The sequence below is a fragment of the Aeromonas sp. Y289-2 genome (assembly GCF_027705925.1).
GTDB lineage: Bacteria > Pseudomonadota > Gammaproteobacteria > Enterobacterales > Aeromonadaceae > Aeromonas > Aeromonas veronii.
This window is the reverse complement of the sequence record NZ_JAPDCH010000004.1, coordinates 190405-206415: the sequence shown is the minus strand read 5'-3', so window position 1 is coordinate 206415 and position 16011 is coordinate 190405. Positions and strand designations below refer to the sequence as shown.

Below are 16011 nucleotides of genomic sequence, written 5' to 3'. Positions count from 1 at the left end.
TGAAGGACGAATAAGGAGGGTCAGACTCGGGACAGCAGATCAAGCAACAGACCTGTCGTGCGACGGGAGTAGAGCAGAGAGAGATGGCCAATGGCAGGCAACTCAATATCTTCCATTCCCGCCAATCGTTGCCGCTCCTGCGGCATCACCACATTGTCGTGACTGGTGCGCACCGAGATGCCGGGTACGCAGAGAGGAACCGAGGCGAAACGCTGCAACCAGCCGGAACCGGGCTCCATCTCGCGGGCATTGGCTCCAAGCCCAAGGGCGGCAAGCTGACTGCCCTGATGGGGGGTGGCTAGGGTGATCAGGCGATCTACCTTGTCACCGCCATGGATAGCCAGATAGTCGCGGCAGACCAGCCCCCCCATGCTGTGACCGACCAGCACCAGCTTGTCAGCCCCGGTCTGCGCCAGCACATCGTCAATCCGGATGGCCAGCAGCGGCACCATCTCATCGATATGACCAAATGGTGGCATCAGGGTAATGGTGGCAACCACATGGCCTGCGGCCTCCAGTCGGGTGCGCTGGGTGCGCCAGATACCGCGGCTGCAACCGTAACCATGTACCAGCAATACTGGACGCTGGCATGGACGCAGCCGATCGGGTGCCATCAGCAAAGGCTCGAACGGTAACAACAAGGTGAAGGTGTAGAGGTAGGCCAACATCTCCTGCGCCATCATCTTCACCCTGCGCCAGGGGCCGATAGCCGGGGAGGGGTAGAAGCGGGTAAACAGCCAGCTACCGAGCACCACCAGACAGCGCAACCCAAACAGGGCAAATACCACAAAAAGCAGGGTCAGCAGCCAGGGGAGTCCCACGACCAAGTGGGCGATACTCCCGAGGAGCAGCACCTCTACCATCAGCAGGATAAACAGGTGTCGTACGATCGTCATAAGGCCATGATCCGACCAGTCAGGCGTGGAAGTCAAATGGCACTTTGAGACAGCTTGATCCAGCGCGGCTTTTGTCGCTAAACCCCGGCGAACTCTTTTCCGGTTAGGTTATTTGCAATACTGTATATCCATACATATACTCTATCCATCATCACCAAGAGGAGGCCATCATGGCTGTCGAGATCAAATATGTGGTTGTTCGTGGGGGAGTGGAAAAAATGACCTTTGCCAGCAAAAAAGAGGCCGATGCCTATGACAAGCTGCTGGATACGGCAGACGAGTTGATGACCCTGTTGGCTGGCGCCCCGATCGAGTTGGCGCCAGAGCAGCAAGAGAGTCTGGCATTCTACCTGGCAGAGCAGCGCGATGTGCTGCAAACCCTGCTGCGCGGCGGCAAGGTTCAGGCAGGCACGAAAGAGGAAGAGGCCCCAGCAGCCAAGCGCAAGGAGAAGCCACTAAAGCAGGTGGCCTGATTGCACAGACCTGCTATTTCTCGGGATAAACAGCTCTGCGCATTCACTTTATTTGCATTTAAAACCATTTTTACGGCTATTTACCCCGAGAATTTTTTAACCATGCTGCATATCCCATGCATAACTGAATAGCGTGCACCACTGAGCGACACCAACCAGAACTATGAGGAAATAATGAGCAAACAGTGGAGAGAACGTTATCCAGATCGCTCCCGGTTACCTTAATCAGTAACAACAAGAGGCAGTACCAATCCCAATAGAAGCCGCATTCATCTATCACGAGCCCTTTTCTATCAACTCGGCTCACAGGCTCATATCGATTCATCTCAGCATCAACAAGCAACACCATGACTCAACAACTATTATCCTTGCCGCCAGCTATGCCGCTGTTTGACAGCCTTATCTATCTGGAGGCCGGTAACCCGCAGGTCAATCAGTACCTTGCCAACCTCAGCCTCAACGATGTGCCCGATGCAGGGCTGGTTTACGAGCTGGCGGTCGATTGGCTGCTGGAGCAGCGCAACAGCGAAAACAACTACAAAACTTATCGCAGCGAACTGACCACTTTTTTGCACTGGTGCTTTCGCGAGGCGGCCATCAGCCCGAAAGATCTCACTCGCCGCATCATGATCCGCTATCTCGACTACTGTCAGTCCCCTCCTGACGAGTTGATCGCCTATCGCAACGTGGCGCAGTTTGTCCTCGACAAGGAGTGGGGGGAGCGGTTGCCCAATCCACAATGGCGACCGTTTCTCGGTAAGCGGGAGCTGGGCCGCACCTTGCCCTATCGTCTTAGCGAGCAGGCGATGAAGACCAAACTGGCCATCCTGTCGGCCTTCTTCCAGTTCCTGATCCAGGAGGAGTACATGGACAGGAATCCCGCTCTGCTACTGCAGCGGGTCAAACGGCCGCAACAGCAGGAGGCCGATGATCAGGTGCAGGCCTTCAGCGAGTTGCAGTGGTCATACGTGATGCAAGCTGCCGATACCCTTGCCAACGACCATCCGGAGCAGCATGAGCGCAGCCGTTTTCTCACCATTCTGATGTACGCCTGCTATCTGCGGATCTCTGAGGTTGCTGCCCGGCCGGGCTTTACACCTGTGATGGGGCAGTTCAGGCGGGATCGCAAAACCGGCGTCTGGGGCTACTTTATTCCGCAAAGCAAAGGGGGTAAACGGCGTACCGTGGCGGTATCCCAAGCGCTGTTGGCGGCACTCGAACGCTACCGCCGTTTCCTCGGTCTCTCTCCCTTGCCGACACCGGATGAACAGACGCCACTGTTCGTTCGCCATAAAGCGGCAGCACATGGTCGCGATCAGGGGGAACTCAACGCCAACCTTGGAATTCGCCAGTTACGGGATTTGATCATGGTGATCATCGGTAAAGGCGCAGAATTGGCAGAGCAGGATGGATTTGTCCAGGATGCGGCCGAAATGCGGCAACTCTCTCCCCATGCGATCCGCCATACCGGGATCACCCATGACATCAACCTGCATGGGAGACCGCTTTCCCACGTACAGGCCGATGCAGGACATGACAGCATCGACACCACTTCGAAATACCTGCACACCAGCAACAGTGAACGACATGAGAGCGCCCAGCAAAAGCCGCTGGACCGATTGAACCAACATGTGAGAGATAACATTCATAAGAACTAACGAACAACGTGACATGACCCTGATTTGTATTGACTGCTCTTAGAACACAGAATGGCTTGTTTGGGATGTCATAGAAGTTGGTGCGGCGATTTTGTACTTCTCTGGATCGCAATCGGTTCAGGAAATATTTTTGGCTCACATGGATGATTCAGAACAGGCTCCTTGCCATCTGCGGCATACATATTTATCCCGTAGCAGAGAAGCAAAAAACAAAATTGCTTGTTGAAACACCGAGACCACCCGATGCCGAAAGCTAAGTAACATGCCGGAAGCAATCATATTCGGATTGAACAGCGCCTTGTTATCACACTTGCATATCCAGTCATCATTGGTGATATTGATATCAATATTGACGAGATACCAAGGAGCGGGTATGCAAGTGGCAGTGGTGGAAAAGACCTTTAGGATCGTTGGCAAAGGGTCGCTCATGGCCCAGTTCACCTTTATCTCTTCAGGCACGCTGCATATCTGGTTTCCGGATGTGGGCCTGCAGATGGAGGCCCACTGCAAAGAGTTGCGTATTGAAGATTGCACCATTATCTATACCAATGGCCTCCATCACGGCCAGCCCAGAGCACTCTGGTCCTTAACCCTCCATCTCGATGATATGAACGAGCTCAAACGTATATTGCAGCAGTTTAACAGCAACCTCTACTTGACCTGCCAGCCACCCACATTGGCCATCGCCAAACGTGCCTTGAATATCAATTGACCCGACTTCCAAAAAAGTCGCAATCATGCCAGCCACAACAATAAGCCGTGAGGATTAAGGGGAGGGGAATCTATCGCGATAGTCGGCATTTTTATTGCTGTTTTACAAGAAGGAGTATCAATATTTCCAGAGAGAGACCTCTCAAGTAAGGGACAGATATTTCTAAGAATATTCATTGTAATAACGAAGGTTATAACTGTGAAAATCAAACATAGCGTTCAATAAGTGAGGGGAATTCCGCACAACATATTGATTTAATAGTGGACTCATGTCTCAAAATGGGACATTTGTGGTTTCAGAATATCGACTAAGGGGAGGGGGTATGTCTGATCATTGGGATGACCACTTCAACCAGGAAAAAGAACCGCCTGACTTCCTGGTTGAGCGAGTAGATGTTTTGGGCGAGGGGGCTTTGGCGGATCAGTTGGCCAAGTTGGCCGACCTCTACATTGCCAAACAGCAGGGGAACCGGATAGCAGGTCTTGCTGACTTGGGTGAGGATCTTCTTAAGCTGGCCGAGACTGGCATTTGTGACGGTTCATCGTCATGCGCTGGATAATTGTGCCGCAGAACCGGCTGAATAAAGCCTTGTTATCTCTCACGTGATGCCGATAACCCCATTTATCGGCATAATTTGTAAAGATTATGTGGCTTTTGACCTTCAACATCTGCTTTTTGACCTTCAAAACCTCTTTTTGACCTTCAACATTTCTCACACCAGAGGAGCGAATAATGGGCGAAAAATCACCGTTTCGGGTCGCAACCCGCGACGAACTGCTGGCCAAAGGGTATGTCCTCAGTCTGGCCGAGCTGAACCTGCCAGCATCGCCGGAACTGGACCAGATCATCAGCGTCCTGCAAACCCAGCGCGGTCCTGTGGCGCTAGCGATCTGGTTCCAGTCGGCCAATAGTTGGCTAGGCTGTGCCAGGCCTGTGGATGTGGTGCGACGGGCCAGCCCAGAGGAAATGTCCGATGTGCTGCATGCCGCACGCCGCGAGGTCGCGCCGATTGAACATGGCTAACAGAGCCATCCAACCCGGCGAGCAATTTTTAGGGCTGCACGATGGCGCCATTATTCACCGACAGGCCCAGGAAACGGACTACCCCTTGAAAACCCAGCCCGCAAGGTTGTTATCTCTTTTAGCAACATTTGAACCCTGATAGAGTCAGAATGATTCTAGATAAAGATCAATGGATACAATGGCATGTCTGACGATTGGCATTTGAACGAAACCTACAAGTCGCTCATCACGATTTCCATCGAGGCTTTCAAGTTCTGTGCATTAGCGAATGGAGGGGCAGCAGTTGCCATTTTGGCTTACTTGGGCAATGTAGCTGCAAAAACCGATGTAACCACGCCAATAGGCATACGTTGTGCCATGGGTGCATTCTTGTTCGGATTGGTAACGTGTGGCCTATCGATGGTTTGTGCCTACCTAACGCAATTACAGTTGTTCAATGAAGAGAAACTACAGCGTGTTCCGGAAGAACTTCGTGGTAATAGCATCTCGCACGCTGCATTTCTCCGACCAGCGCTGATCTTCTTGGTGGCGAGCCTTATGGCATTCTGTGAAGGTTCATTGCTTGCTGTATTGTCATTCTGATACTGATTAAGCTAGTTATTAGCGTAACAAGGAGTAGTAATGCAAAGATTCCAATACTTCTATCCAGGCCAAGTTGTGACACTTTCAGGCGGTGGCTATAGGATGACCGTCAAACCGGTGGATGATGAGGAAAGCAATGATACCTGCTGCGTATGGTTCAACCCCGAACTGGGCGGAGAGCCCGTAGAGTGGACCTTCCCAAGTATCCTGCTGAAACTGGAAGAAAATCAGGAACAATATGGCTATGGCCGAACCTTGTTTAAACCTGGTGATGTTGCGCAGCTTCGTAGTGGCGGCCCGTCAATGACCGTTCATAGCAGGCAATCGCTTACCGGCGTAACCCTTGTGTCTTGCATCTGGCACGATAAGGAAAGCCGAGAGCCTTTGATGGCTTCATTCCCATCTGAAATGCTCGTGGCGGTATAGAGCATTAAGATCTGCCGTGATTTTGAATTGGGGGGCTTCCGGCCCCTCTGTTTTGCCCTCAACCAACACTGCGCATAATGTATATTATGTTAAATTAGATATCTTGTTTCCTGTCACCACTAATTGAACTGTGTATAATGGCAACAATTGATCCTATCTTCGACCGGATGTCTTAAGTGGCTGAATTAACATCAGAACAATTAAAACCCGCTTTTGCGATTGAACAGTTCACCAAGCTCAGCGAGCTTGAACCTATCCCCTTTGCTGCGCTGCAACCCAGAGCCATTTCCGGCATCAAACGTCTTGCCAGTTTTGATGGTGACTGTCCGGTCATGCTGCTCAACGGGTTTCCCGGCGCAGATTACGAAGGCGTTTGCCAGACGCTGATTGCCGACTCCAATGGCAAGGATGGTGACCTGTTTGATCTCTGCTACACCGAGAATCTGAACAACCCCTACAAGCCTATCTGGCTGCGCCTGCAACCGGGCACCGGCGTCGAGTTTTGCGAAATGGTTGGCGAGCTGCTCAAGCTGTTGAGCCACCATCTCGATGCCGAACGCATCGTGACCCGCATCATGCGCAAGCAGAACAATGATCCGAAAATCGATGATTTCCTCTCCGATCTGGCGGCTCACGTGGCATTGGGTCTGGAGTTCCAGCACCCCATTCTGATCAATCTGCTGATCCACCACGAAGCGCAGGAAGCGCCGGTAATTTATGGCCGTGACCTCAACTGGGATACCCTGTTTGGCTCCATCAACTACCAGACCGAGCAAGGCTCTGTCTATGCCAACCAGCACCTGTTGGAGCCTGGCTTGCTGCGCGAAGCCAACGGCGGTTACCTCATTTTGCAACTGGACGAGCTGCTGGATCAGCCGCACCTCTGGTTCAAACTGAAAAATGCCATGCAGAAAGGCGAGCTGGACTGGAACGCCTATCAGGAAGGGAAAACCCTGACCCCCTTCTTCGCGCCTGAAGCGACCCCCATCAAGCTCAAGCTGATCCTGGTGGGTGACCGACTCGATGTGGCCGAGTTCCAGATGCTGGATCGCGATATGTCCGAGCGCATCTTCCTGCGCGCGGATCTGGTGTCAGAGGTGAATATTGAAGAGGATCTGCAGGAATTTCTGCAGTACCTGGCTTGGCTGCGCCAGCGCTGGAGCCTGCTGGACTTCACGCCAGCCGCCCTCGCCGCCCTTTGTCGTCATGCCAGCCGCCTCTGTGACCATCAGGAGTGGTTGTCGCTCTCCGAAGTGCAACTCTCCGCCATCATGCGGATGGCTGACAGTCTGGCCCGGGAGCTGGGATCCGATGTGGTCACCGACGAGCATATTCGGGGCGCACTGGAAGAGCAGGATTACCGCCTCAACTATCTGGTTGAGCAGTCCGATCAGGGGGTTATCGACGGCCAGATCCTGCTGCAAACCGACGGCGAAGAGATTGGCCAGATCAACGGCCTGTCGGTCATTCAGGTCTCCGGTCACCCTTATGACTTCGGCGAGCCGGTGCGCCTCACCGCGACCGTACACCTTGGTGATGGCGATGTGGCGGATATCGAGCGCAAAGCGGAGCTGGCCGGTCATATCCACGCCAAGGCGATGATGATTATCCACGGCTATCTCTCCAACAAATTTGGTGCAGAGAACCCCTCCCCCCTGTCGGCCAATCTGGTGTTCGAGCAGTCTTACCACGAAATTGATGGCGACAGCGCCTCCCTGACCGGCTTGTGTGCCCTGCTCTCTGCCCTCGCCCGCCAGCCTATCTATCAGCACTTCGCCGTGACCGGTGCGGTCGATCAGTTTGGCAATGTGCAGGCCGTTGGTGGCGTGAACGAGAAGATTGAAGGCTTCTTCCGGGTGTGCAAAATCCACGGCATCACCGGCAAGCAAGGGATCATTTTGCCGGGCACCAACATCCAGCAGCTGAACCTCTCTGACGAGGTGATTGCAGCGGTTGAAGCAGGCCAGTTCCACATCCACCCGGTGGATCATGTGGAAGAGGCCATCGAGTTGCTGACTGGTTGTGTCGCCGGTGAGCCTGATATGCCCGATACCCTGTTTGGCCGTATTCAGGAGCGGTTGGACGAGTTGAACGGTTCCACTGCCAAAGTCGGACTGCTGCAATCCCTGCTGGGGCGCCTGTTTGGCCGCTGATGAAGTGATCGGAGTTGTTTAGCGAACAACTGTAAGCTAAATTGGCCCGGCTTTGACCCATTTGAAGGAAATACCGCGTGACCGTAGACAATACCACCATGGAAGCCCGCCTTTCCCTGTGCGAACAGGGCAAGAACTCTTTTACCCGTGAAGAGCTGCTGGCTTGCAGCCGTGGCGAACTGTTTGGTGAGGGTAACAGTCAGCTGCCTGCCCCCAACATGTTGATGATGGACCGCATCGTCAAGATCAATGACAACGGCGGCGAACACGGCAAGGGCGAGATCCTGGCTGAGCTCGACATTACTCCGGATCTCTGGTTCTTCGATTGCCACTTCCCAGGTGATCCTGTGATGCCTGGCTGTCTCGGTCTGGACGCCATGTGGCAGCTGGTTGGCTTCTTCCTGGGCTGGAAAGGTGGCCCCGGCAAGGGTCGTGCTCTGGGCGTAGGTGAAGTGAAATTCACCGGCCAGATCCTGCCGACTGCCAAGAAAGTGACCTACAAGATCACCTTCAAGCGCGTCATCAACCGCAAGCTGGTGATGGGAATTGCTGATGGTGTGGTCGAAGTCGACGGCCGTCCGATCTACAGCGCCACCGACCTGAAAGTGGGCCTGTTTAAAGATACCACCGCATTCTGATCTCTCTGATTGGTGGTAAAACAGCACTAACGCAAAGGGGCCACAACGGCCCCTTTCCTTTTGTAATGAGTGATGAAGTACCTGCTACTTCATGAAGAGGCCTGAGCCCCGCCCTTCCATGGCGTCACGCCAACCACCAAGCCAATGCCCTCGGGCATCCAGGCATTGATACGGACACGCTTCTTTCTGTTTGCCGACCACGCCAGCCTGATAACCACGAGCACGAGCTCTTTCCAGACGGTCCCGCTTCTGTCTCTTCATCATCTACGACCCTCTTCGTGGAACAAAAAAAGCGACCAATTCTGCATCGGTCGCTTTCATCTTTACTCCTGCGAGCGCACTCGGTCAAACAAAAACTTCCACCCTAACCGGGCTATGTGACACAAGGCACTGAACTGGATTAAGTTTTAATTACAGGGAACTTACTCCTGATTTTTGAGTCCTTCCAGCTCTTCCCAGCGAGCAAATGCCTGTTCCAGCGCGGCTTCAGCGGCATTGAGCGCATCCAGTTTCGGCTGGGTTTTATCTGCCGGCAGCGAGAAGAACCCAGGCTGGTTGATCTCGCTTTGCAGCGCATCCAGCTCGGCTTCCAGCTGTTCGAGACGAGCGGGCAACCCTTCCAGTTCAAGCTGCAGCTTGTAGGAGAGCTTCTTGCTTTTCTTCGGCGCTTCTGGCGCGGCGGCAACGACCGGCTCGGGCGCCTTGACCGGTGCACTCTTGGCCTGTTGTTGAGCGTTCTGCTGTTCGCGGGTCGCCATCATGTCGGCGTAACCGCCTACGTAATCGCTGATGCGGCCATCCCCTTCAAACAGCCAGCAGCCGGTCACTGTGTTATCGATGAAGCGACGATCGTGACTGACCAGCAGCAGGGTGCCGGGGTAGTCTGAAAGCAGCTCTTCCAGCAGCTCCAGGGTTTCCACATCCAGATCGTTGGTCGGCTCATCGAGGATCAGCAGGTTGCTGGGCTTGAGGAACAGCTTGGCCAGCAGCAGCCGGTTCTTCTCGCCACCGGAGAGCGCCTTGACCGGGGTACGGGCCCGCTTGGGCTCGAACAGGAAGTCCTGCAGGTAACCAAGAATGTGACGGGAGCGGCCACGCACCATCACCTCCTGCTTGCCCTCCCCCACGTTGTCCACCACGGTCTGCTCGGGATCGAGCTGCTCGCGGTACTGATCGAAGTAGGCCACCTCCAGATTGGTGCCCCCCTTGACGGTGCCACGGGTCGGCTCAAGCTGACCCAACAACAGCTTGATCAGGGTCGATTTGCCGCAGCCATTGGGGCCGACCAGCGCAATCTTGTCGCCACGCAGCACTTGCAGATCGAGCCCTTTGAACAGGGTTCGGTCGCCAAAGTCCAGCCCCAGCCCTTCGGTCTCGAACACCAGCTTGCCGGAGCGATTGACCTCGTCCAGTTGCAGCTTGGCCTTGCCCTGCAACTCGCGGCGCTGGCTGCGCTCCATCCGCATTGCCTCAAGGGCGCGCACCCGACCTTCGTTACGGGTACGGCGAGCCTTGATACCCTGACGCACCCATACCTCTTCCTGGGCCAGTTTGCGGTCGAACTCGGCATTTTTCAGCTCTTCGACCCGCAACCACTCCTCTTTCCCCTGCAGGTACTCGTCATAATTGCCCGGCCAGGAGGTGATGGCGCCACGATCGAGATCGATGATCCGGGTCGCCAGCTTGTGGATGAACTCCCGATCGTGAGAGATAAAGACGATGGCGCCGCGAAAATCCTTGAGGAAATCTTCCAGCCAGTTGATGGCTTCGATATCCAGGTGGTTGGTCGGCTCATCGAGCAGCAGCAAGTCGGGATCGCAAGCCAGCGCGCGAGCCAGCGCCACTTTGCGCAGCCAGCCACCGGAGAGGCTGTCGAGGGTCACATCGGGATCCAGCCCCAGCAGGGTCAACACCTGACTGATACGGGTCTCGAACTGCCAGCCGTTCTGATAATCGAGCTGCTCTTGCAACTCGCTCATCTTGCGAATGTTGGCGTCTGACGGATCGCTCGCCAGCTCCATGGAGATGTGGTGGTACTGCTTGAGCAGTTCCCCCACCCCTGCCAGCCCTTCGGCGGCATAGTCAAACACCGTCAGCTCGCTGGAAGCAGGCGGATCCTGCTCAAGGCGGGTCACTTTCAAATCTTGTTGCAACACCAGACGCCCGTCGTCCAGCGGCAATTCGCTGGCGATCACCTTCATCAGGGTGGACTTGCCCGCCCCGTTGCGGCCAACCAGACAGAGGCGCTCGCCCCGCTCGATGGTCAATTCGGCATTGTCGAGCAGCGGGAAATCACTGAACGACAGACATGCGCCGTGCAATGTTAAAAGAGCCATGTATGTTCCTTATTTCATATGAAAAAAACGGGCAGCAGACTGGGTCTGCCCCCGTTTTATCGTCAAATCACTCTCACCCCTGACAGGCGGCCCAGCTTTTGAGCTCGGCCAGCGTGAAGGGCCAACCGAGCTCGCGGCCAGCTTCGTCACGCAGCACCGGAATGCGCACCCGATAGGCGGCAAGCCACTGCTCATCATCCATGATGTCGCACTGGCGGGTGGCGGTGGCAAGACCTGCCTCCTTCACCAGCGCCCAGGCCTGCTCGCACAGGTGGCAACCGTCGGTATGAAACAGGGTCAGCATCACGCCTCACCTTGCTCCGGCGCATGGGTGATGATCCAGCAGTTGTGGATATGCTGGTTACGTTCGAAATCCTTCGGTCGCGTCTTTTGGGTGATGTTCTGGGCCTTGAGACCGGTGGCCTCGAGACCGGCCAGATCCATCTTGAAGTGACGCTTGTTGTTGGAGAAGACCAGAGTGCCGTCCGCCGCCAGCAGGCGCTTCAGGTGCTGCATCAGCAGCAGGTGATCGCGCTGTACGTCGAAGCTCTCGTCCATCCGCTTGGAGTTGGAGAAGGTGGGCGGATCGATGAAGATGAGGTCGTACTGCTCATCGGCTTCAGACAACCACTTCAGGCAATCTGCCTGGACAAACTTGTGCTGACGGCCCACCAGCGAGTTAAGACGCATGTTGTCCTGCGCCCAGTTCAGATAGGTGTGGGACATGTCCACCGTGGTGGTCTCGCTGGCACCGCCAAGACCTGCGTGCACGGTGGCACTGCCGGTATAGGCAAACAGGTTCAGGAAGCGCTTTCCCTTGGCCATCTGACCCAGCATGCGTCGAGTCTGACGATGGTCAAGGAACAGGCCGGTATCCAGATAGTCGTAGAGGTTGACCCACAGCCTGGCACCGTACTCCTGCACTTCCATCCGGTGCTGCTCTTCAGAGAGTTTCTGATACTGCTGTTTGCCTTCCTGACGCTCGCGCACCTTCAGGATCACCTTCTCGCCGTCCATCCCGGTCACCTTGATGGCGGCCTGAACCATGTCGAGCAGACGCTGACGGGTCTTCTGGGCGGGAATGTCTTTGGGCGCGGCATACTCCTGCACCACCAGATAGTCCTGATAGCGGTCGATGGCGGCGTTGTATTCCGGCAAGTCGGCATCATAGAGGCGATAGCAATCGATGCCCTCTTTGTTGGCCCACTTCTCGAGGGTTTTCAGATTCTTGCGCAGACGGTTGGCAAAGTCCTGCGCGACCTCTTTTTGGGAAGCCACGGAGTCCAGTGCGATCTGGTAGTTACGCAGCTGACACTCGAGGGCGCCGTTGAACAGGCGATATTGCTTGTCAGCGCGCAGGCGCAGACAGCTAAGCAGCTCGGGCGATGCGGAAAGAATGGAGACTTTCCAACCCTGGAAGCTGCGACGCAGGGCATCGCCGAGGGCCTGGTGCACTTCCAGCAGCGCCGGGAATTCGCCAAGACGCTCGCCATAAGGTGGGTTGGAGATCAGCATACCAACTTGGCGAGCCTCCCCTTGACCTTCTTCCCCTTCAACAGGGGCAGGCATCGGCAGCGGGTTTTCCAGCTTGGTGACGTCGGCCTGCTTGAAGGTGATGAGGTGGGCCACACCGGCCGCTTTGGCGTTGTCACGGGCTTTGAGCAGCACACGCTGGTCGGCATCACAACCAAACAGTTTTACTTCGCAACGCTGCATGCCACGTTTGGCGCGCACTTGCGCTTCCATCATCAGGCTTTGCCACAGTTCGCTATCGTGCTGCAGCCAGCGATCGAAACCGAAGCGCTCGCGGCGCAGCGCCGGTGCCATGTCGGCGGCGATAAAGGCAGCTTCAATCAGCAAGGTACCGGAACCGCACATAGGGTCCATCATGGGCTCACCGGCCCAGCCACTACGGGCAATCATGGCGCAGGCCAGGTTCTCTTTGAGGGGTGCTTCACCGGTGCCTTGACGATAGAAACGCTGGTGCAACGCCGGGCCTGACAAGTCCAGCGTGATATTGGCCTTGCCCTTGCCCAGGTGCGCCATGATACGGATATCAGGCGACTTTTTGTCCACGTCCGGACGCACGTGACCGCGCTTGGTGAAGCGGTCGACGATGGCATCCTTGATCTTCAGCGCGCCATATTGGGTATTGCGAATGGCAGGGTTGGTACCGGTAAAGTCGACCGCGATGGTAGAGGTACCGGAGAAGTGCTCTTCCCAGGGAATGGTGTGGGCGCCCAGATAGAGATCCAGATCGTCGTTCATCTGGAATTCGGAGAGCACCAGCACGATGCGGGAAGCAAAACGGCTCCACAGGCAGGCCTTGTAGCCAATCGCCAGTTCGCCTTTGAAGTGGACGCCAGCCACGGTCTCACGGACCTGCTCTGCGCCAAGATTGGTCAGCTCATCGGCCAACAGGTTTTCCAGCCCCTTGGGGCAGGTTGCAAAAAATTCTTTCATCACGCTCACGGGGAACCCATAAAAATAGTGCCGCATTATACCTCATCAGGCGGGCTGGAGCATGCAAAAGTCGGCGCAAACAGCAGGATGGAAACAGATTGATAGGTGGCGAAAAGGTAAAAGGCCCCATGACTATCCGATGGCGAGATCATGGGGCCAGACATCATTTAGCGGATCACTTCATACGAGCCTTGAAACGGGGATTGCTTTTGCAAATCACGAACAATTTGCCGCGGCGGCGCACCAATTGACAATCGGGATGGCGCGCCCTTGCGGATTTGAGTGAACAGACGACCTGCATTCAGGACTCCTTCTTGCTTGAAAATGCGCCAAAGCGCTTGTTGAAACGGGCCACACTCCCCTCGCTCGATACCTGCTTCTGCTTGCCGGTATAGAACGAGTGCGACTGGCTGGAAACATCGAGCGATACATAGGGATACTCCTTCCCGTCTTGCCACGTATAGCGGCGATCGCTCTTGATGGTTGAACCGACCAGGAAAAAGGCATCTGCCGCCGTGTCATGGAACAGCACCAAACGATAATCCGGGTGAATATGAGGCTTCATGGTAACTCCATTTTGTTATGTTATAACAAAATGTAAGTGAGAATAGCTCTCGTTTCAAGCATAAAATGTCGTATGAAGCAAATCGCTTCAGTGAGTGATGTGTTGATACTGAGGTGGAGGCACTACGCAAGCAGAACGAAACAAGAATGAGACGCCATGCTTGCAGCACGGAAAGCCAAGATACTGCGTGGGTCAGAACACAAAGTGCAAGTGAGTGTAATAAGCCTCAAGATAGGCTGGATCACAACCATGAAGAACAATGAGAATGGGCAAGATGTTCGCGGATCAATGAAGTATCAGAAACGAGGCGCTATTGAGATGACCACAGTAAAAACAGGCAACGGTGTAATCACAGAGATAAAACAATTGATGAAAATATATCAACTGACCTGACGATATTGCTCGGTCACGGTAATACGCGGTTTCATCCGGTTATTCATCACCTTGATCACCCCGAAACGTGGCAGAGTTTTACTGGTGGTCAATACCAGATCGGCTGTGAGGTTCAAACAGACGCTGGCCTGCTCCCCTGCCTCAATGACCATAAATTCGCCGTTGCCATGAGGTGTACTCATCAGGACCAGATCACCGTTTTGCGGGATCACTTGCGGATGCTGTTCACTAAAAAACCAGCTTTGCGGCATCAGGGGTTTATAAAAGCGACTGACCGCGATGGCATTAAGCACCAACTGAACCTGATGGGGAATACTCCACTCAAGTTCAGCTGCTTTATCCATCAACTGATAATAGAGGGCGGCATCATCGACACAAAAAGGTTGGGTCGTAAACGAGCTGGGCACCAATTGTCGCCCTTTATACTCGGTAGCAAATAACATGTTATCAGACAGGTCCAACATCAGACGGTCACTCTGGGCATCATAGTGCCATTGCCAGCTATCGGTCGGTTGGATAAACATGTTGGAGCCCTTACTTGATAATTACCAGTTGACTTTATTCCATATGCAGGAAATCAGCAACGTCAAATAAAGGGCTCCGCCATCTATTTCTTAAATATTGGTCACAATCTCTTTGACCAGCCCCGGCCCTTTATAAATAAAGCCGCTATAAATTTGTACCAGACTGGCACCGGCGGCCAATTTTTCACGGGCGGCCATGGCACTATCAATACCACCCACCCCGATAATTGGCAGAGCACCATTGAGCGCCTTGGCCAGATGGCGGATCACCTCGGTACTCTTGTGTTGCAGCGGACGACCGCTCAAGCCACCCGCTTCACCGGCATGAGGCATGTCATAAATCATCTCGCGCTCGAGGGTGGTATTGGTGGCGATAACCCCATCAATGCCATTACGCACCAGCGAAGCAGCCACCTGATCTATTTCCTCAAGGCTTAAGTCAGGGGCAATTTTAACCGCCAGCGGCACATACTTTTTATATTGGGCGGCAAGCTCTTGCTGGCGCACCTTGAGAGCTGCCAGCAATTCATCCAGCGCCTCGCCATATTGCAGCGAACGCAAACCCGGGGTGTTGGGGGAAGAGATATTGACGGCAATATAACCGGCGTGATCATAAACCTTGTCCATGCAGATCAGATAATCATCCTTGCCCTGTTCGATGGGAGTATCTTTGTTCTTGCCGATATTAATGCCGATGACCCCCTGATATTTGGCCTCTTTTACCTTGGCCACCAGATGATCAACCCCCTTGTTGTTGAATCCCATCCGGTTGATGATCCCCTCTGCCGGAATAACCCGGAACAGGCGCGGCTTGTCATTGCCGCTCTGGGGTCTGGGGGTGACGGTACCGACTTCGATAAAACCAAATCCCATGGCGCCCAGCGCGTCAATGCACTCACCATCTTTATCCAGACCGGCCGCCAATCCCACCGGATTGGCAAAAGAAAGCCCCATGACAGTGACGGGGCGTTTCGGCAAATTCTGGCGGAAGAAACAATCGAGTGGCGTACCGAGAAGGCGGGGCAAATATTTCATGGAGAGATCGTGAGCCTGTTCCGGATTGAGTTTGAACAGGAAATGCCTGGCGATGGGGTACAACATCTTTGCTCCTTAAAGAAAGCCCCGGCAACTGGCCGGGGCTTTGGGTGTAATGTCGGTGTCATGCCTTA

General features: G+C 54.5%; 19 protein-coding genes. 10 read left to right on the top strand and 9 right to left on the bottom strand.

The annotated features are described in order from the left end of the window. Positions 1–20 precede the first annotated feature (20 nt). Complete coding sequence (locus OKC43_RS08915) at positions 21–896, bottom strand: esterase/lipase family protein (RefSeq protein ID WP_236271457.1); 876 nt, start codon at positions 894–896, stop codon at positions 21–23. Positions 897–1066: 170 nt separating this feature from the next. Between OKC43_RS08915 and OKC43_RS08910 the strand changes: the two genes are divergently transcribed. The 9 genes from OKC43_RS08910 (at position 1067) to fabA (ending at position 8561) form a co-directional block, all read left to right on the top strand. Further along, positions 1067–1369, top strand: coding sequence for a YebG family protein (locus tag OKC43_RS08910; RefSeq protein ID WP_005333111.1), 303 nt, complete (start codon positions 1067–1069; stop codon positions 1367–1369). 347 nt (positions 1370–1716) lie between these two features. Further along, complete coding sequence (locus OKC43_RS08905) at positions 1717–3027, top strand: tyrosine-type recombinase/integrase (RefSeq protein WP_371155407.1); 1311 nt, start codon at positions 1717–1719, stop codon at positions 3025–3027. 373 nt (positions 3028–3400) lie between these two features. Beyond that, on the top strand, positions 3401–3739 hold the full coding sequence (locus OKC43_RS08900) for a hypothetical protein (protein WP_270804010.1): 339 nt from the start codon (positions 3401–3403) through the stop codon (positions 3737–3739). 322 nt (positions 3740–4061) lie between these two features. Then, complete coding sequence (locus OKC43_RS08895; protein WP_236271454.1) at positions 4062–4298, top strand: hypothetical protein; 237 nt, start codon at positions 4062–4064, stop codon at positions 4296–4298. 173 nt (positions 4299–4471) lie between these two features. Then, positions 4472–4762, top strand: coding sequence for a hypothetical protein (locus OKC43_RS08890; RefSeq protein ID WP_236271453.1), 291 nt, complete (start codon positions 4472–4474; stop codon positions 4760–4762). Positions 4763–4945: 183 nt separating this feature from the next. Next, entirely contained in the window at positions 4946–5344 is a 399-nt protein-coding gene (locus OKC43_RS08885; protein ID WP_236271452.1) for a hypothetical protein, read from the top strand. Positions 5345–5383: 39 nt separating this feature from the next. After that, positions 5384–5770, top strand: coding sequence for a DUF2158 domain-containing protein (locus OKC43_RS08880; RefSeq protein WP_236271451.1), 387 nt, complete (start codon positions 5384–5386; stop codon positions 5768–5770). A gap of 176 nt (positions 5771–5946) precedes the next feature. Further along, positions 5947–7923, top strand: a complete 1977-nt coding sequence (locus tag OKC43_RS08875; protein WP_236271450.1) for a Lon protease family protein — start codon at positions 5947–5949, stop codon at positions 7921–7923. Between the two features lie 77 nt (positions 7924–8000). Beyond that, the gene (gene fabA / locus OKC43_RS08870) at positions 8001–8561 is read left to right on the top strand and encodes a 3-hydroxyacyl-[acyl-carrier-protein] dehydratase FabA (protein ID WP_005336586.1); all 561 of its coding nucleotides are present in this window, start codon (positions 8001–8003) and stop codon (positions 8559–8561) included. Between the two features lie 84 nt (positions 8562–8645). Here fabA and rmf read toward each other — a convergent pair whose 3' ends face one another. The 6 genes from rmf to OKC43_RS08840 all read right to left on the bottom strand — a co-directional run bounded on the left by rmf (position 8646) and on the right by OKC43_RS08840 (position 13925). Then, complete coding sequence (gene rmf / locus OKC43_RS08865) at positions 8646–8825, bottom strand: ribosome modulation factor (protein WP_005315693.1); 180 nt, start codon at positions 8823–8825, stop codon at positions 8646–8648. A gap of 158 nt (positions 8826–8983) precedes the next feature. Beyond that, the gene (uup, locus tag OKC43_RS08860; protein WP_101530563.1) at positions 8984–10897 is read right to left on the bottom strand and encodes an ATP-binding cassette ATPase Uup; all 1914 of its coding nucleotides are present in this window, start codon (positions 10895–10897) and stop codon (positions 8984–8986) included. 73 nt (positions 10898–10970) lie between these two features. Then, entirely contained in the window at positions 10971–11201 is a 231-nt protein-coding gene (locus tag OKC43_RS08855) for a glutaredoxin family protein (protein ID WP_236271449.1), read from the bottom strand. Further along, positions 11201–13396, bottom strand: coding sequence for a bifunctional 23S rRNA (guanine(2069)-N(7))-methyltransferase RlmK/23S rRNA (guanine(2445)-N(2))-methyltransferase RlmL (gene rlmKL, locus OKC43_RS08850; protein ID WP_236271448.1), 2196 nt, complete (start codon positions 13394–13396; stop codon positions 11201–11203). Before rlmKL ends, OKC43_RS08855 begins: the two co-directional genes overlap by 1 nt. A 139-nt stretch (positions 13397–13535) precedes the next feature. Beyond that, a complete protein-coding gene (gene ykgO / locus OKC43_RS08845; protein WP_005336596.1) occupies positions 13536–13661 on the bottom strand; it encodes a type B 50S ribosomal protein L36 in 126 nt (41 codons plus the stop codon). Beyond that, positions 13662–13925 carry a type B 50S ribosomal protein L31 gene (locus tag OKC43_RS08840; RefSeq protein ID WP_005336598.1) on the bottom strand — a complete coding sequence of 88 codons (264 nt, stop codon included), beginning with the start codon at positions 13923–13925 and terminating at the stop codon, positions 13662–13664. Positions 13926–14174: 249 nt separating this feature from the next. On the opposite strand from OKC43_RS08840, the gene OKC43_RS08835 reads away from it, so the two are divergent. After that, positions 14175–14318: a hypothetical protein gene (locus OKC43_RS08835; RefSeq protein WP_236271447.1), complete on the top strand. Its 144-nt coding sequence runs from the start codon at positions 14175–14177 to the stop codon at positions 14316–14318. On the opposite strand, the gene OKC43_RS08830 is transcribed toward OKC43_RS08835, so the two are convergent. Further along, positions 14306–14842, bottom strand: a complete 537-nt coding sequence (locus OKC43_RS08830; protein ID WP_236271446.1) for a cell division protein ZapC — start codon at positions 14840–14842, stop codon at positions 14306–14308. The genes OKC43_RS08835 and OKC43_RS08830 overlap by 13 nt on opposite strands. 90 nt (positions 14843–14932) lie before the next feature. Continuing rightward, complete coding sequence (gene pyrD, locus OKC43_RS08825; RefSeq protein ID WP_005336601.1) at positions 14933–15943, bottom strand: quinone-dependent dihydroorotate dehydrogenase; 1011 nt, start codon at positions 15941–15943, stop codon at positions 14933–14935. Positions 15944–16011: the final 68 nt, after the last annotated feature.